Genomic DNA, 25,122 nt, shown 5'->3' with positions numbered 1-25,122 from the left:
CCATCACCATGCGCAGCTATTTTGGCTAAAAAACACCAATGCGGCGATATTGTAATTCGTCATTGCTTTGCGATGCTTTTAGACCCAACTCTACCATTTGTTGATGTAAAGGCGAGCGAATACAGGCTGGATCAATCTCATTAGCATTACCAGCAAGGGCAAGGGCTTGGCAGCGACAGCCGCCATAATCTAACTCTTTGCGTTCGCAAGAGCGGCAAGGCTCGCTCATCCAATCATCGCCGCGATAAGCATTAAAAGCGGATGAATGAAGCCAAATATCGTTTAAAGACTTTTCGCCAAATTGATCAAATTGCAAGGTCTTAATCGTCATTGCCGCATGGCAAGGCAAAATAGTACAATCAGGCGTTGCCACAAAAGCATCTCTTGCCCAACCGCCCATGCAGGGCTTGGGATAATCGGCAAAATAATCAGGAATAACATAATCTATATTTAAAATACCACGCAAAGCCTCACGTAAATGAGCGACCATATCCATTTGTCGTTCAAAATCTTCGCGTTTTGGCATTAATGCACCACGATTAAGCAGCGCCCAACCGGAATATTGTACATTGGCAATTTCCAGCCGTTCCGCACCAAGTCTTAAAGCAAGTTTTACATAATCATCTAATTGATCGATATTATGGCGATGAATGGGAGCATTGATAGTTAAAGGCAATTGCAATTTGCGCACTTTTTGTGCCGTTTTCATTTTTTGCTCAAAACCACCTTTTAAATGGCCGATGAGCTCGGTGGTTGCGCTATCGGTGCCTTGTACCGAAAGCTGAACATGGTCAAGCCCAGCTTCAACTAAGGCTGGCAATTGCTTTTCTGCACCGCCTACCCCAGCAGTTATCAAATTGCTATAAATATCGCGAGCTTTGAGTGCTGCCACCAATTGCGGTAAATCCTTACGCAAGGTTGGCTCACCACCAGAAAGATGCACTTGTAATAACCCCATATCGGCTGCTTCATTAAATAACGCAGTCCAACGATCTGTATCGCATTCACGATCAGCTTTCATCAATTCTAAAGGGTTGGAACAATAAGGGCATTGTAGCGGACAACGATAGGTCAACTCCGCCAACATGCTGATCGGTGGTAAAATTGTCTGATTCATAATTTCAATAATAACTGATCCGACCAGCTTTGTAAAAATTCTATGACATCGGCTATTACTTCATCCAATGGCGCTTCATATTGATTTGCCAATTTGGTTGTAATGTCAGACACGGTATTTTTACCATTGCACAGATTTAAAATTTCTAAAGCAATTTCATCAGGCCAAAGGATTTTTTCTGGTGACAACAAGGCCAGCGCCTCCCTTACGGGATCATAGCGCATGCGAACATGTGCCATTAATTGCGGCTTACTCATTGCATTTACAACTTGCCTTGACTTTTTAACTTCCGCTAGAACATGTAACATTTATATGCCTAAAGTTCCCCAGTAAACACACCTGTAAAAGCACCGGGCGGAATATGGCCTTTTTCACCATAGGCATGTTGTAATGCATCTAACATCGCCCATAGGATATCAGTTTTAAACAACAATGCGTCAATTACTTGCTGCTGTTTTTCTGGCGTATTGGCATGCTTTTTTACATAAGCTAAAGCAAAATCAGAATCTTTTGGCGCTTGTGTCAAACGCGGCTTAAAATAGGCCAAGGTTTCTTCACTGATGAAAGAATATTTGGCGAGCATGCCAGGAACGCGCTCTGATATAATCAATGGCGAGAAAAGCTCGGTTAAGGAAGACGCTACCGCTTCAAGCAGGGTTTTATCACGGCAAAACTCAATATATGCACCAACGGCAAATTTCGTGGCAGCTAAAGCCTGCCTTTGGCTTTTAACCACCTCTTCGTCAAGACCAAGACCAGTTGCTAATTTTAACCAGCGTGATATGCCACCATCTTTACCATTCGTACCATCGTGATCTTCAATGCGACTACGCCATTCGGCACGAAACTCAGGATCATTAGAACGCATTAAAATAGCTGCATCTTTGCGCGGAATAGCGGCCTGATAGCAATAGCGATTTAAGGCCCAAGCTTGCAATTCAAGTTTAGACATATTTCCCGCCATCATATAATGGTGATGTGGGTGATTAATGTGATAACGCTCATGGCCAATTTGGCGTAAAACCGCTTCTAATTCACTCTCGCTAAGGCCGTTTTGTGCAATATCATGATAATCAGTCATAGGGCTAACTCCATTCCGTCAAAAGCAATTTCCCAACCGGCCTTTTCTACCAAAGCACGCTCAGGCGATGATGCATCTAGCACCGGATTACTATTATTAATATGAACAAAAATTTTGCGCTTTATTGCAACATCCTGCCACACAGCAATAGAGCCCAATTCACCACTCATAGAAATATGACCCATTCTTGCACCTGTTTTAGGCCCAAGCCCTGCCTTTACCATTTCATCATCTTGATAAAGCGTGCCATCAAACAGTAAAATATCAGCTTTACCAGCCTTCATCTTCATAAGATTGGTGACACTTGCCGCCCCTGGAATATATAAAAGACTGTTATCACTGTCCTTCTCATAGATTTTCAAAGCAACCGTATCACCCTCTTGCGAGCCAAAATTGAGCTGCATTGGGTCTTCCATAAACAGTGCTACTTTTCCAGGAACCGAAAATATTTCAATTTCTACGTTAAGGGATTTTCCCTCACAATCATGCAACGTAACTAGACCACTATTGGGTAAAACTTTTCTCTGTACAATATCACGATCCAGCACATTAAAGATCGGGTTTTCGTTTAAAACAGTCATAACCCGTTTTGTCGCATAAAGCACAAAAGGCTGGCGTTCACGCAAGGTTAACAAGCCAGCAATATGATCAACATCGGCATTGGTTAAAACAACCGCAGCAATAGGCGAATTGCGTAATTCACCATCAGCATGGGGATGTAATTCTGGTGTTTGATTAATTTGTTGGCGCAAATCTGGGGAAGCATTAAACAGCACCCACCGCTTTTGATCACTAGATGCGATAAGGCTTGATTGAGTACGCGGCAAATAATTGGCATTTTTTGTGCGAGCATTGCGGCTTAATGGATAATTACAATTCCATTGCGGAAAACCGCCGCCAGCAGCCGAGCCAATAATTTTAAAAAACATTAAAAAATCCAATTAAACATAAATAACGTATAAACTATTAAAAAAAATGTTGGCGCGTCCACAAAATTTAAGAGAAAGCGCCAACATCCATATCACTATAAAATACAAAGCAATTAGCGCTTTGTTGCTACCTGTGCAGGTAAATAACGCGAAATTTCCATACCGGCTGCAACTTGGCACATAGTTGGCTTTGCCCATGCTTTTTTCATAAAAATCTCCTTTTCTGGTGGAAAATATTGATCATCAGCATGAATGCCGCAAATCGCGGCATCTGCCATTCGCAAGGAATATGACAGTTTTTTATTATCGCGTCATTAAAAATATCTCGTTTCAACTTAATTTTACTATTAGTTTTAAAGAGTTATAAAAAGGCGCTATTTTTTAACAATACAAATGAATAAGATCCTACAATGAAACACACTGTATGGCAGCTATAAAATAGCATTAAAAAGCCATCATTATGCTATTGCTAAGATATAAATCATTGTTCGCATGATGACATATGGCGTAAGGAGCAAATATCTATGTTAAATAAGGCCATATTAATATCAGCTTGACTATTTAGCTTCAATGACCATGTAGTCGAATTAGGCCATATTGACGTTTTAGAGATGCTCTTTCAACCTTGGCATCAAATCCACAAAATTACTTGGCTTTTGGCGGCTATCAAGCTGGCCTTGCAATATGCCTTTCCACGCATCTTTACAAGCACCGGGTGAGCCGGGCAAACAAAAAACAAAAGTTGCATTAATTAAACCAGCAACAGCTCGTGACTGCACGGTAACACTGCCAATAGTACCAAAAGAAACCATATGAAAAAGGGTTGAAAAACCATCCATTCGCTTATCGAATAAAGGCTCGATTGCTTCTGGTGTTATATCACGGCCTGTAAAACCTGTACCGCCAGTTGTGATGATGATTTGAATGGAATCATCCATCGCCCATTTTGTAACCTGCGCTCTAATATCATCAATTTCATCGCGAACAATTGCCCGCTCTGCCAAAACATGACCAGATTTTTGCAAATTTTCCACTAAGATATCACCAGAGCGGTCATCTAACGGTTTGCGTGTATCAGAAATAGTGAGGACTGCAATAGTAAGGGGCGTAAAGCTTAAGGTTTCATCTATCCAAGTACTCATGATGAGGCTTTCTAAAATTTAACAACACATATAAATATCGCTTAAATAGCAGTTCTTTCATAAAATGTCTAAATGACACATTCTCATCATCTATCCATCTATCGCGCCTTAAGCTTAAGATTTCTACCAATTGTAATTTTAATCTTATAATCTATATATTCAAAGGGCATTATAAATGTGTTCATAGAACTGAAAAATCGAGCTATTATAAAACCTCTTATAAAAGACCAAACTTTATGCTAGTGAAGCATTACTTACAATATGTTCGACTCGCATAACCGCCTTGCTACCAATAATTTGAGCTAACTTTGTCTATTGGCTACAAAATTGACAATTCGTATTAAAGGTTAATTTTGGTATAAAAGGTTATTTAAAAATGTCGCACTTCATTGTTTTAAAAATTGAAAAATTGGATTTAAATTGTTTATAATTTCAAACCACAAATTTGGTGAAGAATAAAGAAGATGCTGTTTCGCCGTCGTTATCCAGCAAATCTTCGTGAACGAGTGCGCCTATCCGTTTGGCCGCGCCGCTCATTTAACCGTTCTTTTCGTTATTTTGGCAAACGCATTTTGCGTTTCTCAGGTTCACCCCACGCAATTGCATTGGGATTTGCAATCGGTATTTACTCCTCATGCACACCATTTATCGGCTTGCATATTTTTATTGCTATAATTTTTGCATGGATATTAAAAGCGAATATTCCAGCCGCAGCTATTGGTACAGCCTTTGCAACACCTTTTATTCCTGCTTTTTTTGCGTCAACCTATGCTGTAGGACGCATGGTAATGCAAGCAAGCGGCAATGATGTTGCACTGTCTTTTGAAGAATTTTCACACCATTTAAGAACATGGAATTTCATCGAATTATGGGATGTTTTTATCCAGCTTTTGGTAGGCTCGGCATTAATTGGTGCTATTTGTGCAACATTAAGTTATACTGCGGTTTATTGGCTAACATTTCGTTTCCGTAAAAGACAAGCAGAGCGCCGTGCTGATAAAATACGTGCAAAGCAAATGACAGGCTTTGATGAGATAAAGGCGTTTCCAGAGGATTACTTGCCATGATTATCGGTATCGGGAATGATATTATTGACATAAGACGGGTGGAAAAAGTTTTAGAACGCCATGGACAGCGTTTTATAAACCGTGTTTTCACCGATATTGAGCAGAAAAAATCTGAAGGGCGTAAACAACGCATTGCATCATATGCCAAGCGCTTTGCCGCCAAGGAAGCCTGCGCCAAAGCCCTTGGTACTGGCATATCACGCGGAGTGTGGTGGAAAGACATGTGTGTTATTAACCTGCCATCTGGTAAGCCAACAATTAACTTAACTGGAAATGCAACAAATTTTTTACAAAAACTTCTACCAGCAGGCCATGAAGCGGTGATACACCTTACTATAACCGACGACTTCCCTTGGGCTCAAGCATTTGTAATAATTGAGGCGGTTCCTTTGACTGATAGCAATATAAAAAGTTAAAAAAATTTATAACTTTTTTAACTTAATTTACTCTGCATTACATGCTAAACCAACAAAAATAACATTAGTTGAAAATAAAATTATTTTATTAAAAATCATGTGTGATTGACAGCTAAGCATTCGACTTTTTCAAGGTATATGAAATGCTTTATTGGTATAAACAAGAGCGGATAGGCGAGATATGACGCAAAAACAAGTGCCGGTAAATCCAGATGAAAAAGCATCTGGCGGCTTTTTTGAAATTTTAAGTATTGTGGTGCAAGCTGTTCTAATAGCTCTTGTCATCAGAACATTCTTGTTTCAACCATTTACCATTCCATCTGGCTCCATGCGCCCAACACTGCTTGTTGGGGACTATCTCTTTGTTTCTAAATATTCCTATGGATATTCCAAATATTCACTGCCATTTTCCCCCAATCTTTTTTCTGGGCGTATTTGGGGTAGTGAACCAAAGCGCGGTGACGTATTGGTATTTCGTCTTCCTAGCAATACATCATATGATTATATCAAGCGCGTTGTTGGTTTACCCGGCGACCGCATTCAAGTGTTAAATGGCCAACTAATTATCAATGGAAAACCAGTCGAGCGCACAAAAATTGGTGAAACAACCGATGTTGATGTGATTGGTGATATGCCTAACACGGCTTTTAAAGAAAGTCATTTATACGACCCTAACTCGGATCTACCAGTAAGCGTTTATCGCGAGAAAATGGACAATGGTGTTCAATATAATACATTTGATCTGGGCTCTCCTTATTGGCGCGATACGGATAGAGTATTTACCATCCAACCTGGACATTATTTTATGATGGGTGATAATCGTAATAACTCAGAAGATAGCCGCTTTTCAGTAGGACAAGTGCCATATGAAAATCTTGTAGGGCGGGCAAATATTATCTTCTTCTCTATTGGTAATGGTGCATCAGCATGGCAAATTTGGAATTGGCCATTTGATGTGCGCTGGAGCCGAATGTTTAGCTTTGTTCAAACAATAAAGAATGTGCCTACGGGTCAAAAATAGGTACATTTTCGGATAACCAAAATGAATAAAAAAGAAATTGCTGCCCTAGAGGCAGCTACTGGACATAAATTTACTGATATGGAGCGCTTAACCAAGGCGCTCACCCATTCCAGTGTACAAAGCAGTGAAATTGGCAATTACGAGCGCTTAGAATTTTTGGGCGATCGCGTTTTAGGACTTGTTATTGCAGAAATGCTCTGTCAAACTTTTCCCAAAGCAGTCGAGGGAGAATTGTCAGTGCGGTTAAACTCGCTGGTTAACGCCGAAACCTGCTGTGAAATTGCCTTTGAGCTTAACCTACCCGATATTATCCATATGGGGGCAGAGATGAAAGTGCTTGAGGGTCGCCGCCTTACCAATATGTATGCCGATGTGGTAGAAGCTTTGATTGCAAGTATTTATCTTGATGGTGGTCTTGACAGCGTACGGATTTTCGTTGACCGTTATTGGGGTGAGCGCATGCGCCAAAGCGAAACGCAAAGACGCGATGCCAAAACCGAATTGCAAGAATGGGCGCACCAACAAAATGGTGCGCAACCCCTTTACCGTGTATTAAAGCGTAAAGGGCCTGACCACGATCCTATATTTGAGGTAGAAGTACGTATATCAGGCTTTGCACCAGCAAGTGGCAAGGGTGGCTCGAAACGATTAGCGGAACGAGCAGCAGCTGAAAGCTTATTATGCCGTGAAGGCGTGTGGACCAATAAAAACGATGAAGAATAGAGTAAAAAATGGATAATATGGATAAGGGCGTGACACGTTCGGGGTTTATCGCCTTAGTTGGTGCGCCGAATGCAGGAAAATCGACACTTTTAAACCAGCTTGTCGGAACAAAGGTTTCAATTGTTACCCATAAGGTGCAAACAACCCGTGCTATGGTGCGCGGCATTGTTATCCATAATAATGCACAAATTGTTTTTATTGATACGCCAGGTATTTTTAAACCAAAAAAACGCTTAGATCGCGCAATGGTCACCACCGCTTGGGGCGGCGCCAAAGACGCTGACATGACCTTTGTTTTAATTGACGCGCAAGCGGGCCTTAATGAAAATAATGAAGCTTTGATTGATAGTCTTGCAAATTTTCATCGCCCAAAAATTCTTATTCTCAATAAAGTTGATTGTGTACCGCCGCCAAGATTGTTGGAGCTAACCGCACAAATTAATGAGCGAGTAAAATTTGAACGTACTTTTATGATTTCAGCGCTTAAAGGCTATGGCTGTAAGGATATTTTGAATTATTTAGCAGAATCTTTGCCCGAGGGTCCTTGGTATTATCCTGAAGATCAAATTTCTGATATGCCAATGCGTCAACTTGCGGCTGAAATTACCCGCGAAAAGCTATATTTGCGCCTACATGACGAGATCCCTTATTCTTCCACCGTTGAAACTGAACGCTGGGAAGAGCGGAAAGATGGCTCGGTAAAAATCGAGCAGGTTATCTTTGTTGAGCGTGAAAGCCAAAAGAAAATTGTGCTTGGCGCAAAGGGGGAAACCATCAAATCCATCGGCCAGTCGGCACGCAAGGAAATTGGACAAATTTTAGAACAAAATGTCCATCTTTTCCTTTTTGTTAAGGTGCGTGAAAATTGGGGTGATGATCCTGAACGTTACCGTGAAATGGGTCTTGATTTTTCAAAATAATAAAGGCTCGTTAGTTGGAAAATCATTTTCAAATCTTTATATAATGGAATAAAGGGGCGTGATGTTAATTACGCCTTTTTTATATAAAATCTAGCTTGATATTTTTTAAAAGCTTCAAGATTAGCAAGATCAAAGTCGCAATGACGAAAGTTAAATGACCAATGGAATGGCATGACGAAGCAATTATTTTGGGCTTGCGTCAACATGGTGAAACCAGCGCCATTGTTGAAGTCATGACACCGCATCATGGTCGCCATTTGGGCGTAGTTAAAGGCGGCCGCTCCAAACGTATGCAGCCAATGCTACAACCGGGCAATAAAGTACGTGTGCAATGGTGGGCGCGCCTTAATGAGCATATGGGTAGTTTTCGGATAGAAACATTGGATTTTTCCGCTGCTCGTTTAATTGATTTGCCGCTTGCCCTTTATGGCTTACAAACTGTGTCTTCACATTTACGGCTTTTGCCCGAACGCGATCCCCATGCCGGTCTTTATGAAGCCTTGCAACTTCTATTATCCTATGCTGATGATCCCTTAATGCTCGCTGAAATATTATTGCGTTTTGAGTTGCGCTTACTTGAAGATGTTGGCTTCGGGCTCGATCTTTTATCCTGTGCAGCTACCGGACAAAAAGAAGATCTCATTTATGTATCCCCCAAATCTGCGCGTGCTGTTTGCCGCGAGGCAGGCTTACCATGGCATGATAAACTGCTGCTTTTACCAGATTTTTTATGCTCCTTGCAAAAGCGTCCTTCACAATTAGCCGATTTCAAAAGTGGTTTTGCTTTAACTGGCTTTTTTTTAACCCGTCATGTTTGGGAACCACGCAGCATAGCACCGCCAATTGTGCGCGAAAAATTCCAAACCCATTTGCACCGTTTTTTCGAAAAATAAAGTATTACCAAGGCTTGAACGCATTTAACTGATGAATACAGTACTAAATGCGCCATAATTTTAATTTCTAGAACAAAGTACAAATATGCAAATTATTACAACAATCATGCAATTACGCGAAATCTTACAACAAAATCGCAATGCATTTGAAACTATCGGCTTAGTGCCAACAATGGGTGCACTGCATATTGGCCACCTAACCCTTGCGCGGCAATCGCTCGCACAATGCGATAAAACTGTTGTGTCAATTTTTGTTAATCCCAAACAGTTTGGGCCGGAAGAAGATTTTGATGCCTATCCTCGTGATTTGGCCAAGGACGCAACTTTACTCGAGGCAGAAGGCGTTGATTATTGCTTTGCACCAAGTGTTGAGGAAATGTGGCCAAGTGGCAATTGCAGCCATGTGGAGGTGGAAGGATTATCTGATATGCTTATGGGAGCTTTGCGCCCTTTGCATTTTCGCGGTGTAACCACTGTAGTTGCTAAATTATTTAACATTATCCAACCCGATTATGCTTATTTTGGTGAAAAGGATTATCAACAAATCACCATCATCAAACGCATGGTGCGAGATCTTGCTTTTCCAGTTAAAATTATCGGCGTTCCTACCTTGCGTGATAGCGATATGGTGGCAAGTTCGTCACGCAATACATTATTAACCCCAGAAGACCGTATTGCCGCAGCTATCATCCCACAATCTTGGCAAGCGGCTGATATGGCCTTTAAAAATGGCGAGCGTAGTGCCCAAAAGCTTAAAGAAATAACCCGTGAGATATTGCAAAGAGAACCACGTGGTATCATTGAAGCGATTGATTTACGCGATTGCGAATCGTTAAGTGATGTTGAAGGGAATGTGACTGGTGCAGCTGTTTTGTTGCTAACCGTTCGTTTCGGATCAGTGCGCCTCATTGATCAACATATCCTCACCCTATAGCGTGTTTTTTTGTCGCATTGCTTAAGTGTGTTTATTTCGCTTAAAGAGAGATAGGGCTGACAAGCTTGATTTAAGTTGAATTTTAAGACTTGCCATTTTTATTATGGCAAAAGCTTGCGAGGAATAAAAGGCTGCCTACTAACAGCACACCAAAGCCGAGATTTAATATGAAACAGCAGCACCATTTTTTGCTATCTATGGTGCTAGTGCTGTCGGTTTTATTGCAAGCTATTTTTATGGCCTACGGAGCACTTGGTCATAGAAGCCAACTTGATCGCCTAGAATTTTTGGCAACCAGCATTTGCAGCCAAGATATAGACCAAAATACAGCAACGCATATTCATTCGCCACAAAGTCATAAACAGCAAAGTCAATCTGATCATTGTTTGCAGGGCTGCTTTTTATGTGCATTTTGCCTAAGCTATCAAAATGTCAAAGGCAGTTGCGCCCATGACAGTCTTGATGGCCATCTCATTACATGGCTGCCTATTACAGCAAATAGCGTAGAAGTACATTATGCCAGCAATCAAGCCCGTGCACCGCCCGTCTTCATAAATATAAGCACTTAAATTAAATAAACTATTTATGGAGAATATAATGACATTTTTATGTAAGGCTAGCGCCAACAAAACCACGCTATTTAGTAGCATTGCTGCAATTATTTTAGGCCTTTTTACAATTGTATCGGCGCAAGCACATGAATACAAAGCTGGTAATCTTGAAATAATCCATCCATGGTCACGCGCTACAGTACCAACGGCCAAGGTTGCAGGTGGTTATTTTAAAATTATCAATAAGGGTGATGTTGCAGATAAGCTAGTTAAAGTAACCGCCGACCTATCTGATGATGTGCAAATTCATGAAATGGCTATGGTAGATGGCGTTATGAAAATGCGCCATTTAACCGATGGAATTGATATCCCAATTGGCGGCGATATTGAGTTTAAGCCTGGCAGCTATCATATCATGTTCATGGATTTAAAAAATGGTTTGAAAGAGGGCGAAAAATTTAAAGGCAAACTCTATTTTGAAAAAGCTGGTGAAGTGGAAGTCGATTTTAAAGTGGAAGCAATGGACACGAAAAGCATGAACCACGATCACCCTACCCCAAATAACGATCAGACTGAACAAGCTCACGATCATAAGCATTAATAATTTTTGCTTTTATCACCTTGTAAAAACGCGCCAATGGAAAAATCCATTCGGCGCGTTTTTTCATAATAGGTCTATTTATTCCCGCACAATATTTTTTGAAATTTCATTTAATTCAGCTTCAGAAAATGAAATATTGCTGACTTCACCTGTATCGGCATTAATTTTTTGTGCAATTAATGCAACGGCTGGCTGTAGATAATTAAAATGATCAGCATTGGGAACTTTATTAATGAAGAATGGAATTTGTTTGTTTTGGGCATAACGCGCCACTTCTTCAAATTCTTCCCACCAGCCTTCGCTGCCTTCAAAATAAAAAGTTGGTGACTTTATATCATTTATAAACAGACGCGGCGAGCGAATGGCCAAGGCTTCATCTGTTTTAACAAATGGCAAGCCAACACTGATGCGGCCATATTGTAAACGAAGTTTCAAGTCTGGAATGCCGCCCAATGAGAATGCTGCACGAAAACCATCAATATATTCGCTACCAAGCAAAGTATTTGTACCGCCAGTACTGTGGCCGATAAGATAAATACGATCTGTATCGACATAGGGTTGGCTTTTTAAATAATCAAGCGCTGATTGCAGATCATCCAATTCACCCATGAACATTTCAAATTTTCCAGGATTATGATTTTCGCCGCGAAATGATGGTACCATCATAATAATCCCAGCATCGCGCAAGCCTTTACCACTTTGATCATTGCTTGCTTCAATATCTTCCCAGAAAAAATCACCAATACCACCATAGCCACCATGCAACCAAATAGCTGCGGGATGTTTTTTACCATCCTTAGGATCAGGACTAAGAAAAGCGGCAAGATTACCATCTTTGGCAGGGTAATTAATTAGATTAAAAATATCTGCTGGAGGTGTTCCAGTATCTTCTGGTTGAAACACTTTTTTATAAGTTGTTGCAGGATAATTCTTATGAGCATCACGCAAACTAACTGGCGATAATTTATAAGACAAATGATCTGCCGAGACAATCTGGGTTACATAATCCAGCGCTTGGTTTAAAAATGGTATTTCATCGCGTGTTGGCAATGAGTAATCGCCATGAGCTATTTTTTGCCCATAAGCAGCACCATAAATGGCAGCACAAATTACCAAGATTATAGAAAATATTTTTTTTATAATTTTCATAAAAAAATCCCTCAAGTTTAAAGCTTGAGAGATTTTTAATAGCTTATTTTATATGATGCAATAGATAGGCTAATTACATTACAATATTATTGATGTATTAACAAAACTACTTTTTTTATTTTAAACTGGATTTAATAATTTACAACTATTCCAGTTTATATTTTACTATTTTCTGCATTACAGCATTTATTAAGCAACAACCAATTTGCTAAAATCAGCAAGTTGAGCGGTTAATTTTTGAATGCACTCAAGCAAGGCAAGGCGATTAGCGCGAATGGCAATGTTTTCATCATTGACCAAAACATCGTCAAAGAACGCATCAACTGGCGCACGGAGTTGAGCAAGACTTGCCAAAGACATGACATAGTTATTCTCACTCATGAAGCGGGCAACCTCTTGTTCACATTTTTGCACCGCTTGATAAAGTGCCTTTTCTTGGCTCTCAATCAACAAGCTTGGGTCCACATGATCAGCAATTTGAGTATTCTTTTTCTTTTCAGCTTCAAGAATATTAACTGCACGCTTGGTACCTGCTAGCAAATTGCCACCGTCATCAGTATTAATAAATACAATCAATGACTCAATACGGCGTGCAACCTGTAATAAGTCATCAGCAAGCGGAGTTAACACGGCATCAATTGCATCATACCGTGCGCCTTCATCCTTGATGTGGACTTTAAAACGCTCATGCATGAAGCTAAGTAGATCAACAATGATTGGCTCAATTTTGGCATTTAAATCTTGGGTGATGCGATCTTCTTCCATTCGCAACGCATTGTCAAAGTCTTGGTTACCATCAACCTCACCAGATTTTTCGCCGCGCAAATTGGCTTCATAGGCAAAAAGAGCATTTTCAATATGGGAGCGCATATGCAGGTTAAAAGCAAAGCGTAGCAAAGGTAACAGATTGATTTGCTTTTCTTTAGCTAAAACTAAACGGATCACACCAATTGCTGCACGACGCAATGAATATGGATCTTTTGAGCCTGTTGGCTTTTCATCAATGAACCAAAAGCCGCAAAGCGTGTCAATTTTGTCAGCAAGCGCTACCGCAATAGATATAAGCGAGTGGGGAACGCTATCTGTTGGACCAATAGGCTTATAATGTTCTTCAATAGCGCGGGCAACTTCTTCGCTCTCACCTTGCAAGGTTGCATATTTACGCCCCATAACGCCTTGTAATTCTGGAAATTCGCCAACGGCTTCGGTTTGCAAATCTGCTTTCGCTAGCAAAGCAGCCCGGCGAGCGGTTTGCGGATCAGCCGACAATAATGGTGCAATTTCCTGTGCAAGCGCGGCAATGCGCGTAACACGGTTGCCTTGCGTGCCAAGTTTTGCATGGAAAGTCACATGTAAATGGTCAAGACGCGCCATTCTTTGATCTAGCGGCTTTTGAAGGTCGAGCCCTAAGCGGTTGGCTGATAAGCTAAGCTTATTTAAATCTGGCAAATCAGCTTGATCCGTGTGCCAGAAATAAAGCGCATCGGAAAGGCGAGCGCGCACAACACGTGCATTACCCTTAACGATTTCTTGGCCATTATCAGTCGCTTCAATATTGGACACAAGAATAAAATGGTTAGACAAAGCTTCGGTTTCGCCGCGTGGACGGGTCACAAAGCATTTTTGATTGGTACGGATAGTAAGCCGAACAATCTCTGGCGGAATAGCCAAAAATTCAGGCTCAAACTCACTCATCAAAACAACTGGCCACTCAACAAGACCTGCAACCTCATCAGCAAGTTGCTCATCTTCAACTAGCTCAAGCCCCTTAGCAAAGCAAAGATTACGAGCATCTGCCAAAACAATTTCGCGGCGGCGCTCGGCATCAAGAATAACCTTAGCGTTTTCAAGCTTGGTGACGTAATCTTCAAAGCGGCGCACGGTAATGGGTTCACCGTTACTTAAGAAACGGTGGCCATAGGTGAAGTTGCTACTTGTAATACCATCAACTTCAAAATCGACTATTTCTGTTTCGCCAATTTCAGGGCCAAACAAACAAATAATCGAATGTAAAGGCCGCACCCAACGCAAATTGCCATTACCCCAACGCATAGATTTGGGCCAAGGAAAATTGCGAATAATATCAGGCATTATTTCAGCAATAATATCCTCAGCTTTACGGCCAGGCTTGTTTATTTTGGCTACATAAAAGTCGCCTTTTTTAGGATCATTAACAATTTCAGCTTGTGAAATATCATCAAGACCACTTGAGCGTAAAAAGCCAGCAATGGCGGCCTCTGGTGCTTTAACCGATGGGCCTTTACGCTCTTCAGCAATATCTCGTGATTTTGCAGTAAGGCCGCGCAAATCCAAAGCAAGGCGGCGCGGCGTATAATATTCACGCGCGGCTTCATAGGTAAGACCCGCATCAACCAAACGGTCAGTCACCATTTTTTTCAAATCTGCTGCTGCTTTTTTTTGCATGCGCGCAGGAATTTCTTCAGAAAATAATTCAATTAATAAGTCGGGCATTATAGATCTCCACGATTATAATTGGCGCCACCAGCTTCGGTTTGCAAAAATGCTTCGCCACACCGGCGAGCAAGATCACGTACACGCAAAATATAGCTTTGTCGCTCGGTTACAGAAATGACTCCGCGCGCCTGTAAGAGATTAAAAATATGGCTGGCTTTGATACATTGATCATAGGCTGGGAAAACACAACGATGTAAACCGCCCTCTTCCAAAGGCTTACTGGCGTCAAGAATAGCCGCGCATTCCTTTTCGGCATCAATAAAATGGCGATGCAATATTTCAGTATCGGCTATTTCAAAATTAAACTTTGAAAACTCTCTTTCCGATTGCAAGAATACATCACCATAAGTGATTTTCTCATCGCCTTCACGACCATTAAAATTAAGGTCATAAACATTTTCAACCCCTTGCAGATACATAGCAAGACGCTCCAAACCATAGGTGAGCTCACCTGAAACCGGCGAACACTCAACGCCACATACTTGCTGAAAGTAAGTAAATTGCGATACTTCCATACCATCGCACCAGCATTCCCAACCAAGTCCCCATGCGCCAAGCGTTGGGCTTTCCCAATCATCCTCGGCAAAGCGCACATCATGCAAATTGGTGTTAAGACCAATAGCATTTAGGGAACCAAGATATAGCTCTTGCAAATCTGGTGGTGATGGCTTTAACAAAACCTGAAATTGATAATAATGCTGTAAGCGGTTGGGATTTTCGCCATAGCGCCCATCGGTTGGACGGCGTGATGGTTGCACATAAGCAGCTTTCCAAGGGCGCGGCCCCAAAGAGCGCAAAGTTGTTGCGGGATGAAATGTACCAGCACCTACTTCCATGTCGTAGGGTTGCATAATCGCACAACCATATTTTGCCCAATAGTTTTGGAGCGTTAAGATAAGTCCCTGAAAGGACCGGCTTGGATCAAGATAATTTTGATCCTGATGACTTGGTTCAAGACTTTTGGGCAGGCTCACAACAAAACCCCTTTTAAAAACTGCTATAAAATTCGCATTAATGTTTTTGGCATAATGCAATTATAGAAGCAATACAATATCAAAGACAAATGGGACTTTAGATATTTCAAAAAAGAGCGATTACGAAACAAAAAAGCCCCTTATTTTGAAAATAAGAGGCTTTATATTCTGTAATAATTTCCTTTGCCCGTCTCAATCTATCAAATTGAACAAAAGCAAATTTGCCGGCAATTATTCACCTGCATCAGGTTTAGAAGGCTCTTGTGAAGGCGCATCTTCGCCTTGGCTTTGAGCCGGCGCGGTACCTTGCGTTGAGGTTGCATCTGCAGGCTCGTCTTTCGGCTTATCGCTGGACGCATGTTCTTCATCTGGCTTTTCATTAATGCTACCATCAGCCTTTAAGCCGTGCTTTAATTTTTGTTCAACTTTTTTTAGCTCATCTGGCTCAATCTTACTATTATCGGCCGCATGATGCCATTGGAAGGTAGCCTCAAGCTTGCGCCCAGCCATCCAATAGGCATCCCCCAAATGGTCATTAATTGCTGAATCTTCCGGACGCAATTTTACTGCCCGTTCTAACTCACGCACAGCATCATCAAAGCGACCAAGCTTATAATAAGCCCAGCCAAGAGAATCAATAATTGCACCGTCTTGCGGGCGCAACTCAGCTGCTTTTTTGAGCATTTTTAAAGCTTCATCAAGCTTCATATCACGATCAACAAGCGAATAGCCAAGATAGTTTAAGACTTGTGGCTGATTGGGTTGCAATTCCAATGCTTTATTAAAATCCAGTTCGGCCTTATCCCAAAGCTTTAAACGTTCATAGGCAATAGCACGTTGATAAAATAATGGCCAGTTTTCAGGGCGTGTTGTGGTGAGCTGATTTAAATATCGATCCAATATTTGCACAGTATTGGCAAAATCTTGCTTTTGCATATAAATACTAGCAAGACCAGTATAGACCCGTTCATCTGCCCCAAACTGTTTGACCAAACTATTTAAAAGCTCAACAGCTTTATCTTCCTGTCCTGAATCGGCAAGATTTAACGCCAAGCGTAATTGGCTATCGCGATAATAAGGTGAGCCTTGCTTGATCTGTCCATAATATTCAATGGCCTTTTTATGATCCTCGGTCTTCGCAGATAAGTCACCAAGTTGAAATAATGTTGCTTCACTATTAGGACGCATAGCGAGCGAAATTTGCAAGTAAAGAGCTGCAACATTTTCAGCATTAGCGCGGTTAAGAGCAGTGCCAATATTATAAATAATTTCACTTGCACCATCATTAGCAGACTGAACAATAACTGTGGGCTGCTGACCATTTTGCGCCGCTATACGCATATTAGTAAGAGTATCACGGCCAGATAATAGCTTTTCACCATTAGATAAGGTTTCAATCGCACCTCGTATATTTTTATTGCGCCATTGAAAATTTGCATAGGCAATAATAACCCGCTCATAAGTATCTGGAAAGGCAGCACCACTTTCCTGATCTTTTAATGCAGCAGCAAATGCCTTTTCAGCTTCAGCCTTTTGCCCGTTTAAACTATACATTAAAGCCAAATGGTAATTCTTGAAAAAAGGAAACCATTCTTGTCCTTGAAACCCAACAATATCATTAATTGCAGCGCGGCGCTGACCTTGACCAAATTTTGCCCAAGCAACAAAAGTGCCACAAGTAATGGTATCAAGCGAATCAGGATTTGAATATTTCATCACACTAATTGCTTGCTTAAAATGTTTGCGGTTCATAGCATCAGCCGCAATAACTGGCTTTGTAAAACGTTCTAATTCTTTATTATTGCGCAATAAAATAGCAATAGGAACAGCTTCATTAAATTTACCATTTGCCATCAAGGTGAGAAATAAATCGCGTTGCACCATTACACTATTACGATCAAAATCAAGCGCTTGATTTAGGTAGCTAATGGCAATATCCGGCTGACGATCACTTATTGCAATGCGTCCGGCCAAATAAGCACCAGAAAAAGATCTTGCAGGGGGGAGCCGCGTTGCTGCCAAAGCAGGAAGTGAAAGGCTAGACAAGAATGCACTAACTAAAACCGCCTTGTAGGAGCGAGAAAGGATGTTGCGCCGCATAGAATTTTCCCTGTTTCCCAATATTGATAATTAAAGCTTTATCAATTTTTAAACTGCTGCAAAATATACAAACTCAAATATTCAACTATGCAAATAAAAACTTATCAAAAAGATAATTAAATTTGGCATTTTGAACTATTTTATTCAAATCAATTTCATCAAGGCTAACTAAAATGGGTTGAATTTACGAAATAAAATCCCAAAATTCACAAATATTGCTGTTCGCCTTTTCATTTACGTTTAAAATCGAATACGCGAACAATTTAATCAATAATAAAGACCAAGTTCCATTAACCATATCAAAATCATATAAGCTATCATTAAGTAATGATTAAGCCCTTTTAACGGCAAATATTAATTAACCCGCGATATACAAAAATCGATCACTTCAATCAAAGCTTGACGTTCGCTATTTTCAGCTATGGTTTCAAGATCCTGCCTTGCTTTTTCACCCAATTCGCGGGCTTTAACGATAGTATCGTGCAAACTGTCATGCTTTTTCATGAGTAGGATTGCTTTTTCAAGGGATTTATCATCATTTGCGCCCTCTTCCATTGCAGTTTTCCAAAATTGCTTTTCTTCCGCATCACCACGAGCATAGCTTAAAATGACAGGCAAAGTAATTTTTCCTTCACGGAAATCATCACCAACATTTTTCCCAAGATCTTTAGAGTTGCCACCATAATCCAGCGCATCATCAATCAATTGGAAAGCAAGACCTAGATTAGTACCATAAGAGGCAAGCACTCTGCGGCAATTATCGTCTTGGCCAGCAATAATCGGCCCCACTTCGGCAGCTGCAGAAAAAAGCGCTGCAGTCTTGGCATTGATAACCGCAAGATATTCATTTTCCGTGGTACCAATATGCTTTGCCGCCGCAAGCTGCATGACTTCACCTTCTGCAATGACAGCAGCGGCTTGCGCAAGAACATCCAATGCCGGCAATGAACCAACATCAACCATCATCTTAAAAGCTTGTCCTAAAAGAAAATCACCAACAAGCACACTTGCCTGATTGCCCCAAATCATTCGAGCTGTAGATTTACCACGGCGCAAATCACTTTCATCAACCACATCATCATGAAGAAGTGTTGCCGTGTGCATAAATTCAACTGCGGTTGCCAAAGCCACATGATGGTTACCTTCATAACCAAACATACGAGCACTTGCCAAGGTAATCATAGGCCGCAATCTTTTACCACCTGAAGAAATCAAATGATTAGCAACTTCGGGAATCATTTCAACATCTGAACCAGCTTTCGATAGAATAAGCTGATTAACTGCTTCCATATCGGAGCGAGTAAGGTCGATAAGCGGCTGAATAGAAGCTTGCATGTTATTTTTCCCGGTTGACGCCAATTGGCACTTTAGCCAAGCATATTTTGCGCCACCATAAGGGAGGCTTTGGACTTGCTCAAGCGCGAAATAGCTATTTCTGCATTTATTAAATTATTTTTTTGAAAAAAAGCAGATAAATTTCGCCATTTTCCTTTGCAAGACGTAAATTTCATGTAATTATTTGCCATGATAGAAATTATACGCACCAATGATGCAGTTATTATATCGGTTATCGAAGTTTTATTAAAAGAAGCTGGTATTTATTACATGGTTACAGACACCCATATGAGCGTGTTGGAAGGATCGCTTGGCTTTCTCCAAAAACGCATATTGGTGGAATCAGATCAGGTGCAAGAAGCTCGTAAATTAATTATCGATGCCGATCTTGGCAATGAATTACGCAATTAAACGAACCAGATAATTAAATATAGTGAATGACGCAGTGCAATATTTTTTGCAATGAGGTCAAAACATAATTAATTTAATCGTGACAACACATAAATCAATTGAACACTAGCCAATTGCACATCAACCACCTGAATATAAATACCTGCATTTTATTAAAGCAAGAATTGCATCTGAAATACTATCCCCTAAAAACAAATCTTCTAAATTTTAAATTAGCTATCGTTTTAAGATATATAAGCGCCTATAATTAAAGCTTTTTCTCCTGTTTTATCTATAACCCCCACCAGTTGCTGTCTCTCTTATGGCGAGGCAGCACAATTATTTTAAACAATAGTGGTTAACTTGCTTTTTGTTCCTCTAACTGCAGGAATATGGTTTTTGAGGGAAATAAGTGCGATAAATACGCCAAACATCGCAAATCCTAGCAGCCAGATATAACTCGTAAGCCCAGCAATAAATCCACCACAAATACCTGCTAAAATAGCGCCACAACGCCCAAAAGCAGCAGCGGTTGCAGTTCCGGTGGCACGCATTTGAGTTGGATATAAAAATGCTGCCAAAGCATAAAGTGGTGACTGAACAGCATTAACAAAAAAGCCATGAACAGTTAATAAAATTAACAATAAGCTGATATGCTCGCTAACATTAAACAACAAAAGGGCAAGTATCGACAGCGCGCCACCAATAGCGCAGGTTCCAAGCGCCTTGAATGATCCGAAACGGGAAATAGCAAAAGCGCAAAGCAGCGATCCGATAATACCGCCAATATTATAAGCAGTGAGACCATCACCTGCTATGCTTGCATCTATATTATGAGAGGCGAGAATAGCTGGTAACCAACCAAAAACCGAATATACCGCACTCATACAGAAGAAAAACGCAAACCAGATAGCAACTGTATTACGCGCAAACCCATGTGATAATAAAGCACCAAAACTGGTTTTTGCTAATGGTGAACCAGCGTCATTTTTTTCAACAAATTCGACATCGTAAACTGTTGGCCGCTTTAATCTTAATAAGAGTTTTTGAAGCTCTTGCCAACGCACTTTATGGCGAGCCATATATTTAGGTGACTCTGGCAACGTAAACCAAAGAAGAATCAATAAGACAAGCGGCAAGAAGCCACCAATAAAAAAGGTCTTTTGCCAGCCCATTTCAACAAGAACCATCTTCGAATAAAAACCTGCAAGCATACCGCCAAGCGGCACACAAACTATAGAAGCGGTAATAATCATCGTACGATAACGCAGTGGCGAAAACTCAGCCGACAAAGTTGTACAAACAGGTAGAGCACCACCAATGCCAATACCAGCAAAAAAGCGAAATATCATCACATGATGAACATTGCCTGCTAGACCTATAAGCATAGTGGAAAGACCACATAGTGTTAATGTTATCAAAATAAGGCGGCGGCGACCAATTTTATCGGCTAAATAGCCAGCAACAAGACTACCTATAACCATGCCAACCGAGCTTGCAACAACAGCAAAAGTAAACACACTGCGCTCGCTATACCCCCAATCTTTCATCATTGTTGGGATGGCATAGGCAAGTAGCTGACTATCAAAACCATCAAGAATAATTGCAAGAGCAATAATAACCACAATAAAAACCTGCAATGGTGTAAAGGATCCATTATCAAGAATTTCACCAATATCAACCTGTTTGCTACGGCTCAATTGTACCTGTAAGCTTTTATCACTCACCATTTATTTCCTCACTCCCATGCCATTGATATTCTATCAATAATGCCCCATTGCCATTTGCGAAGCACAGTCTTGCAATGGAAGCACAAGAATAACAACAGCGAACGAGAATTATTTAAAACTATTCCACAATCTAAAACCCGCTCAATATTGCGCACCAATTAAGCGACATTATTTGCCGGATAAGTTAAATTACGATAATCTATTGCCACATATTCATTGACTAAATCGACTTAATCATTACAAATTTGAAACAAAGTAAGTAATAGAATTAATTATTGAAAAGATTTAATTATAAAGGGTGTCCGATGGGATTTGTTGAAGCAGTTCGCAGTGCATTCATCACGAAATATGCAACATTTAGCGGGCGCGCTTGCCGATCAGAATTTTGGTGGTTTAGACTGGCAAATTTAATCGCATATTATATCGCCACTCAAGCTTCAAAAGCTTTTATACTGCATTTTACAAGTTCATCATCATTTACTGGTTCGCAAAACCGCATTGCTCTTAGTATCATTATAGCTTTTATTATTGAGATAATACTATTTACTCCATTTTTAGCTGCAGCGTCTCGTCGCCTCCATGATCGCAATATATCATCAATATGGGCAAGCCCCTTCATCATAACAATGTTAATTCCTTATTTTCTAATTTTTTTAGTCATAAATAGGATTATTTACAACGATGACATGTATATCTTACTGGGACTTAATATCATTTTGCAGCTTCTTTTACACATTCCATTTTTATTCAAAGGCACAGATGGCTTGAATCAATATGGACCCAACCCGCTTAGTAAAGACGTTGATACGGATGTTTTTTCGTGAAATTTCTATATAGACTAACTACATAAATCACTATCAAATCAGGTGATAAAAAACTTTCACAACAAGCTAATAAAAAGGCTTGAATCCATTCAAGAGATCCAAGCCTTTGATTATTCTATAAATTAAAAAACTATAAAACCTAACCGCGATCACGCAACAATCTTGATTTTTCGCGGTTCCAATCGCGCTTCTTTTCAGTTTCACGCTTATCATGGTTCTTCTTACCACGTGCCACAGCAATCTCTATTTTAACGCGACCACGTAAGTTGAAGTAAAGTCGCAATGGCACAACTGTCATACCATCACGCGATACAGCCTGAAAAAGCTTGGACATTTCACGTTTACTGACAAGCAGTTTGCGCAAACGCCTCGGCTCGTGATTAAAGCGATTACCCTGCTTATATTCAGGAATATAAGAATTAATAAGCCAAAATTCACCATTTTCAAAGCTAGCATAGCTTTCCGCAATATTGGCATGATTAGCGCGCAAAGATTTTACTTCAGTGCCGCTAAGCACTAAACCCGCCTCTAATGTATCCAATATCTCAAAATTAAAGCGTGCCTTGCGATTTTCGGCAATAATCTTACGCTCTGGCTTATCTTTTTTTGTCATAAATCTTAAATACTATATTTTTAGCGTTTTACAAGCCCTGCATGGGCAATTGCCGCATCAATTTTATGGGCAGTCTCAGCTTCGATTGCAACCAAAGGCAAACGCAAATGCGCCTCACAAAGCCCTAATTGCTGTGCCGCATATTTAACACCAGTTGGATTTGGCTCAAGAAATAAAGTCTTATGCAATGGCATTAACTTTTCATGAATTTCTCTTGCCTTTTGATAATTACCTGTCTGGCAAGCTTCTTGAAAGAGAGATGAAAGGCGTGGCGCAATATTGGATGTAACCGAAATACAACCAACACCACCTTGCGCATTAAAACCAAGGGCAGTTGCATCTTCACCCGATAATTGGATAAAACCATCACCACAAGTCATGCGTTGCTCTGATACGCGCTCTACTTTGCCAGTTGCATCCTTTACACCAATAATATTATCAAAATCATTGGCAAGACGTCCCATGGTTTCTGATGTCATATCAATAACCGAGCGACCGGGAATATTATAAATAACAATTGGCAAAATCGTTGCTTTGGCAATAGCGGCAAAATGCGCATAAAGACCACGTTGATTTGGCTTGTTATAATATGGTGTCACAACAAGCGCAGCATCTGCACCCGCAGTCTCAGCAAATTGAACGAGCTCAATGGCTTCAGCCGTACTATTTGAACCAGCACCAGCAATAACAGGCACACGCCCCTTCGTTTGCTCAATTGTTAATTCAACAACACGCTTATGCTCTTCATGGGTTAAAGTGGGCGATTCACCTGTAGTGCCAACTGGCACAAGCCCATGTATACCTTCGGTAATTTGCCACTCCACAAGGTCACGCAACGCTTTTTCATCAACCTCTCCAGTTTCAGAAAATGGCGTAATAAGTGCGGTAATGGCTCCCTTGAGCATGGTAAACTCCGTAAATTAAGTTTTAATATTGCTATTATTTTAGCGACTAACTAGCCATATATTTGCGGCAATCAATATCTGAATAACCCCATTGGCAATCTAGCCTAATTTTACCAACATAATCCTGTCATTAAAGCATAGCAAGATAAATATAATAAACGCATTTAATTTTCTGATAGAATAAAACTTCTAATAGCAAAAAGCAAAATTTAGAAACTATAAGATGTTTAAATAGTCGCTTCCCTGTTATATAACAGTCAATTTTTCAAATTACCTATTTATTAGGCTTGCTAAATTCACTTAAAATAAAAATTGAAAGATCTTTTTTAGGAACATAATTTTTTTTGCGCATTTCAAATTCGGTTGGGCTTATTTTTTGAACACCATCACCGCAAAATGTTATTAATGCATCCGGTTTTCCTTTATCAATAATAAGACGAAAATCTTCAATAACACCGCCTGCCCAATTGGCTCCGGAAGTTAAAATATAGTCAATCCCATGATAACCACTATCGTAATTAGCTTTTTCATATTTGTTTAATGCTGCTATGAAGTTTTTATCTGGGCAATAAGTGTCGTTATTTAAATAATTTTCTTTTATCCAATTTACCGATTGTGGAATGCCAGTAGTTGTACTCGGCGTGTAAGAATGGCGAACCTTAATTTTTTTTCCCGCAGGAAAAGTTTGTTGCCAATAAAACGTGACATAAAGTGTAGCTTCAGATGGGAAATCTCCGCTATCCCTCACCACTTTACGGGTGCTTTTTGTTGCGACAGCTTTACCGTCAACAAAACTATGAAAATCTAAATAATTATCGAGTTGCTCATCATCGATGTGGGGCCTATTATATTGATCGTCAAAAGGTTCACCGTTTGCATCAAATTCAAAAGGAGGCATTGGAAAAGCAACAATAGTCGTAATATCTTTATTACTGCGATTTTCAAATATATAATTCACTTCAATTTTATCAACTGAAATATATAACTCTTCTGATACCATTGCTATATCTTCTAACTTTTGAAGAACAAGCCCACCTGCAGCTAATCCTGCACTACTATCATTAGCCAAAGTTATTTCGCAAGTCATGGCTAAACTAAAGCATAGCAAAAAGCTTTTACCAATATTACGCCAGCATGTATTGTTTAAAAACTCAATTTGCATAATATCTCCAATATTTTTAAAAATACTGTAGCCTTTTTTTAGATAAAAACCATTAAGTACACAACTTTAA

The 25,122-nt window shown here is 40.2% G+C and carries 25 protein-coding genes; 11 read left to right on the top strand and 14 right to left on the bottom strand.

What is annotated here, in order from left to right; all coding sequences use genetic code 11:
- Positions 1–25 precede the first annotated feature (25 nt).
- The 5 genes from pqqE to moaB form a co-directional block, all read right to left on the bottom strand.
- Positions 26–1,126: a pyrroloquinoline quinone biosynthesis protein PqqE gene (gene pqqE, locus N6A79_RS03685; protein WP_442784272.1), complete on the bottom strand. Its 1,101-nt coding sequence runs from the start codon at positions 1,124–1,126 to the stop codon at positions 26–28.
- Positions 1,114–1,425: a pyrroloquinoline quinone biosynthesis peptide chaperone PqqD gene (pqqD, locus tag N6A79_RS03680; protein ID WP_268547038.1), complete on the bottom strand. Its 312-nt coding sequence runs from the start codon at positions 1,423–1,425 to the stop codon at positions 1,114–1,116. Before pqqD ends, pqqE begins: the two co-directional genes overlap by 13 nt.
- A gap of 8 nt (positions 1,426–1,433) precedes the next feature.
- Positions 1,434–2,198, bottom strand: a complete 765-nt coding sequence (pqqC, locus tag N6A79_RS03675) for a pyrroloquinoline-quinone synthase PqqC (RefSeq protein WP_262079964.1) — start codon at positions 2,196–2,198, stop codon at positions 1,434–1,436.
- Positions 2,195–3,127, bottom strand: coding sequence for a pyrroloquinoline quinone biosynthesis protein PqqB (gene pqqB, locus N6A79_RS03670; protein WP_262099326.1), 933 nt, complete (start codon positions 3,125–3,127; stop codon positions 2,195–2,197). Before pqqB ends, pqqC begins: the two co-directional genes overlap by 4 nt.
- Before the next feature lie 605 nt (positions 3,128–3,732).
- Positions 3,733–4,269 (bottom strand): molybdenum cofactor biosynthesis protein B, encoded by a 537-nt coding sequence (moaB, locus tag N6A79_RS03665; RefSeq protein WP_262079962.1) that lies wholly within the window; start codon positions 4,267–4,269, stop codon positions 3,733–3,735.
- Between the two features lie 464 nt (positions 4,270–4,733).
- Between moaB and N6A79_RS03660 the strand changes: the two genes are divergently transcribed.
- The 9 genes from N6A79_RS03660 (at position 4,734) to N6A79_RS03620 (ending at position 11,395) form a co-directional block, all read left to right on the top strand.
- Entirely contained in the window at positions 4,734–5,336 is a 603-nt protein-coding gene (locus N6A79_RS03660; RefSeq protein WP_262079961.1) for a DUF2062 domain-containing protein, read from the top strand.
- Entirely contained in the window at positions 5,333–5,752 is a 420-nt protein-coding gene (gene acpS / locus N6A79_RS03655; RefSeq protein WP_268547037.1) for a holo-ACP synthase, read from the top strand. Before N6A79_RS03660 ends, acpS begins: the two co-directional genes overlap by 4 nt.
- Positions 5,753–5,933: 181 nt before the next feature.
- A complete protein-coding gene (lepB, locus tag N6A79_RS03650) occupies positions 5,934–6,773 on the top strand; it encodes a signal peptidase I (protein WP_268547036.1) in 840 nt (279 codons plus the stop codon).
- Between the two features lie 21 nt (positions 6,774–6,794).
- Positions 6,795–7,496, top strand: coding sequence for a ribonuclease III (gene rnc / locus N6A79_RS03645; protein ID WP_268547035.1), 702 nt, complete (start codon positions 6,795–6,797; stop codon positions 7,494–7,496).
- Positions 7,497–7,504: 8 nt separating this feature from the next.
- Positions 7,505–8,416: a GTPase Era gene (gene era / locus N6A79_RS03640; RefSeq protein ID WP_268547034.1), complete on the top strand. Its 912-nt coding sequence runs from the start codon at positions 7,505–7,507 to the stop codon at positions 8,414–8,416.
- 161 nt (positions 8,417–8,577) lie between these two features.
- On the top strand, positions 8,578–9,309 hold the full coding sequence (gene recO / locus N6A79_RS03635) for a DNA repair protein RecO (protein ID WP_182418953.1): 732 nt from the start codon (positions 8,578–8,580) through the stop codon (positions 9,307–9,309).
- Positions 9,310–9,394: 85 nt separating this feature from the next.
- Complete coding sequence (panC, locus tag N6A79_RS03630; RefSeq protein ID WP_268547033.1) at positions 9,395–10,243, top strand: pantoate--beta-alanine ligase; 849 nt, start codon at positions 9,395–9,397, stop codon at positions 10,241–10,243.
- A gap of 167 nt (positions 10,244–10,410) precedes the next feature.
- Positions 10,411–10,812, top strand: a complete 402-nt coding sequence (locus N6A79_RS03625; protein WP_268547032.1) for a hypothetical protein — start codon at positions 10,411–10,413, stop codon at positions 10,810–10,812.
- A 28-nt stretch (positions 10,813–10,840) separates the two neighbouring features.
- Positions 10,841–11,395 carry a copper chaperone PCu(A)C gene (locus N6A79_RS03620; RefSeq protein ID WP_268547031.1) on the top strand — a complete coding sequence of 185 codons (555 nt, stop codon included), beginning with the start codon at positions 10,841–10,843 and terminating at the stop codon, positions 11,393–11,395.
- A 78-nt stretch (positions 11,396–11,473) separates the two neighbouring features.
- Here the strand turns inward: N6A79_RS03620 and N6A79_RS03615 are convergent, their stop codons facing one another.
- The 5 genes from N6A79_RS03615 to N6A79_RS03595 all read right to left on the bottom strand — a co-directional run bounded on the left by N6A79_RS03615 (position 11,474) and on the right by N6A79_RS03595 (position 19,428).
- Complete coding sequence (locus tag N6A79_RS03615; RefSeq protein ID WP_268547030.1) at positions 11,474–12,544, bottom strand: alpha/beta hydrolase family protein; 1,071 nt, start codon at positions 12,542–12,544, stop codon at positions 11,474–11,476.
- A 189-nt stretch (positions 12,545–12,733) separates the two neighbouring features.
- Entirely contained in the window at positions 12,734–15,016 is a 2,283-nt protein-coding gene (gene glyS, locus N6A79_RS03610; RefSeq protein WP_268547028.1) for a glycine--tRNA ligase subunit beta, read from the bottom strand.
- Complete coding sequence (locus tag N6A79_RS03605) at positions 15,016–15,987, bottom strand: glycine--tRNA ligase subunit alpha (protein WP_268547534.1); 972 nt, start codon at positions 15,985–15,987, stop codon at positions 15,016–15,018. The genes glyS and N6A79_RS03605 overlap by 1 nt, the downstream gene beginning before the upstream one ends.
- Positions 15,988–16,224: 237 nt before the next feature.
- Entirely contained in the window at positions 16,225–18,093 is a 1,869-nt protein-coding gene (locus tag N6A79_RS03600; protein ID WP_268547027.1) for a tetratricopeptide repeat protein, read from the bottom strand.
- A 354-nt stretch (positions 18,094–18,447) separates the two neighbouring features.
- Complete coding sequence (locus N6A79_RS03595) at positions 18,448–19,428, bottom strand: polyprenyl synthetase family protein (protein ID WP_262079950.1); 981 nt, start codon at positions 19,426–19,428, stop codon at positions 18,448–18,450.
- A gap of 189 nt (positions 19,429–19,617) precedes the next feature.
- Between N6A79_RS03595 and N6A79_RS03590 the strand changes: the two genes are divergently transcribed.
- On the top strand, positions 19,618–19,839 hold the full coding sequence (locus tag N6A79_RS03590) for a putative signal transducing protein (RefSeq protein ID WP_268547026.1): 222 nt from the start codon (positions 19,618–19,620) through the stop codon (positions 19,837–19,839).
- 323 nt (positions 19,840–20,162) lie between these two features.
- Here the strand turns inward: N6A79_RS03590 and N6A79_RS03585 are convergent, their stop codons facing one another.
- Positions 20,163–21,548, bottom strand: a complete 1,386-nt coding sequence (locus N6A79_RS03585; RefSeq protein WP_268547025.1) for an MFS transporter — start codon at positions 21,546–21,548, stop codon at positions 20,163–20,165.
- A 305-nt stretch (positions 21,549–21,853) separates the two neighbouring features.
- On the opposite strand from N6A79_RS03585, the gene N6A79_RS03580 reads away from it, so the two are divergent.
- On the top strand, positions 21,854–22,372 hold the full coding sequence (locus tag N6A79_RS03580) for a DUF805 domain-containing protein (RefSeq protein ID WP_182418943.1): 519 nt from the start codon (positions 21,854–21,856) through the stop codon (positions 22,370–22,372).
- A 139-nt stretch (positions 22,373–22,511) separates the two neighbouring features.
- Here N6A79_RS03580 and smpB read toward each other — a convergent pair whose 3' ends face one another.
- The 3 genes from smpB to N6A79_RS03565 form a co-directional block, all read right to left on the bottom strand.
- Positions 22,512–22,985: an SsrA-binding protein SmpB gene (gene smpB, locus N6A79_RS03575; RefSeq protein ID WP_182418942.1), complete on the bottom strand. Its 474-nt coding sequence runs from the start codon at positions 22,983–22,985 to the stop codon at positions 22,512–22,514.
- Between the two features lie 20 nt (positions 22,986–23,005).
- Positions 23,006–23,890, bottom strand: a complete 885-nt coding sequence (dapA, locus tag N6A79_RS03570; RefSeq protein ID WP_268547023.1) for a 4-hydroxy-tetrahydrodipicolinate synthase — start codon at positions 23,888–23,890, stop codon at positions 23,006–23,008.
- Positions 23,891–24,164: 274 nt separating this feature from the next.
- Positions 24,165–25,052, bottom strand: coding sequence for a DUF4424 family protein (locus N6A79_RS03565; RefSeq protein WP_268547022.1), 888 nt, complete (start codon positions 25,050–25,052; stop codon positions 24,165–24,167).
- Between the last annotated feature and the right edge of the window lie 70 nt (positions 25,053–25,122).

Origin of the sequence: Bartonella sp. HY761 (assembly GCF_026743145.1) — a bacterium.
GTDB lineage: Bacteria > Pseudomonadota > Alphaproteobacteria > Rhizobiales > Rhizobiaceae > HY038.
The sequence above is the reverse complement of the archived record's forward strand: the minus strand, read 5'-3'. Positions and strand labels throughout refer to the sequence as shown.

Bases quoted from the DNA above. Each gene is read 5' to 3' on its own strand.
- pqqD (WP_268547038.1), bottom strand. From the start codon at position 1,425: ATGTTACATGTTCTAGCGGAAGTTAAAAAGTCAAGGCAAGTTGTAAAT.
- pqqC (WP_262079964.1), bottom strand. From the start codon at position 2,198: ATGACTGATTATCATGATATTGCACAAAACGGCCTTAGCGAGAGTGAA.
- pqqB (WP_262099326.1), bottom strand. From the start codon at position 3,127: ATGTTTTTTAAAATTATTGGCTCGGCTGCTGGCGGCGGTTTTCCGCAA.
- moaB (WP_262079962.1), bottom strand. From the start codon at position 4,269: ATGAGTACTTGGATAGATGAAACCTTAAGCTTTACGCCCCTTACTATT.
- N6A79_RS03660 (WP_262079961.1), top strand. From the start codon at position 4,734: ATGCTGTTTCGCCGTCGTTATCCAGCAAATCTTCGTGAACGAGTGCGC.
- acpS (WP_268547037.1), top strand. From the start codon at position 5,333: ATGATTATCGGTATCGGGAATGATATTATTGACATAAGACGGGTGGAA.
- lepB (WP_268547036.1), top strand. From the start codon at position 5,934: ATGACGCAAAAACAAGTGCCGGTAAATCCAGATGAAAAAGCATCTGGC.
- rnc (WP_268547035.1), top strand. From the start codon at position 6,795: ATGAATAAAAAAGAAATTGCTGCCCTAGAGGCAGCTACTGGACATAAA.
- era (WP_268547034.1), top strand. From the start codon at position 7,505: ATGGATAATATGGATAAGGGCGTGACACGTTCGGGGTTTATCGCCTTA.
- recO (WP_182418953.1), top strand. From the start codon at position 8,578: ATGGAATGGCATGACGAAGCAATTATTTTGGGCTTGCGTCAACATGGT.
- panC (WP_268547033.1), top strand. From the start codon at position 9,395: ATGCAAATTATTACAACAATCATGCAATTACGCGAAATCTTACAACAA.
- N6A79_RS03625 (WP_268547032.1), top strand. From the start codon at position 10,411: ATGAAACAGCAGCACCATTTTTTGCTATCTATGGTGCTAGTGCTGTCG.
- N6A79_RS03620 (WP_268547031.1), top strand. From the start codon at position 10,841: ATGACATTTTTATGTAAGGCTAGCGCCAACAAAACCACGCTATTTAGT.
- N6A79_RS03615 (WP_268547030.1), bottom strand. From the start codon at position 12,544: ATGAAAATTATAAAAAAAATATTTTCTATAATCTTGGTAATTTGTGCT.
- glyS (WP_268547028.1), bottom strand. From the start codon at position 15,016: ATGCCCGACTTATTAATTGAATTATTTTCTGAAGAAATTCCTGCGCGC.
- N6A79_RS03600 (WP_268547027.1), bottom strand. From the start codon at position 18,093: ATGCGGCGCAACATCCTTTCTCGCTCCTACAAGGCGGTTTTAGTTAGT.
- N6A79_RS03595 (WP_262079950.1), bottom strand. From the start codon at position 19,428: ATGCAAGCTTCTATTCAGCCGCTTATCGACCTTACTCGCTCCGATATG.
- N6A79_RS03590 (WP_268547026.1), top strand. From the start codon at position 19,618: ATGATAGAAATTATACGCACCAATGATGCAGTTATTATATCGGTTATC.
- N6A79_RS03585 (WP_268547025.1), bottom strand. From the start codon at position 21,548: ATGGTGAGTGATAAAAGCTTACAGGTACAATTGAGCCGTAGCAAACAG.
- N6A79_RS03580 (WP_182418943.1), top strand. From the start codon at position 21,854: ATGGGATTTGTTGAAGCAGTTCGCAGTGCATTCATCACGAAATATGCA.
- smpB (WP_182418942.1), bottom strand. From the start codon at position 22,985: ATGACAAAAAAAGATAAGCCAGAGCGTAAGATTATTGCCGAAAATCGC.
- dapA (WP_268547023.1), bottom strand. From the start codon at position 23,890: ATGCTCAAGGGAGCCATTACCGCACTTATTACGCCATTTTCTGAAACT.
- N6A79_RS03565 (WP_268547022.1), bottom strand. From the start codon at position 25,052: ATGCAAATTGAGTTTTTAAACAATACATGCTGGCGTAATATTGGTAAA.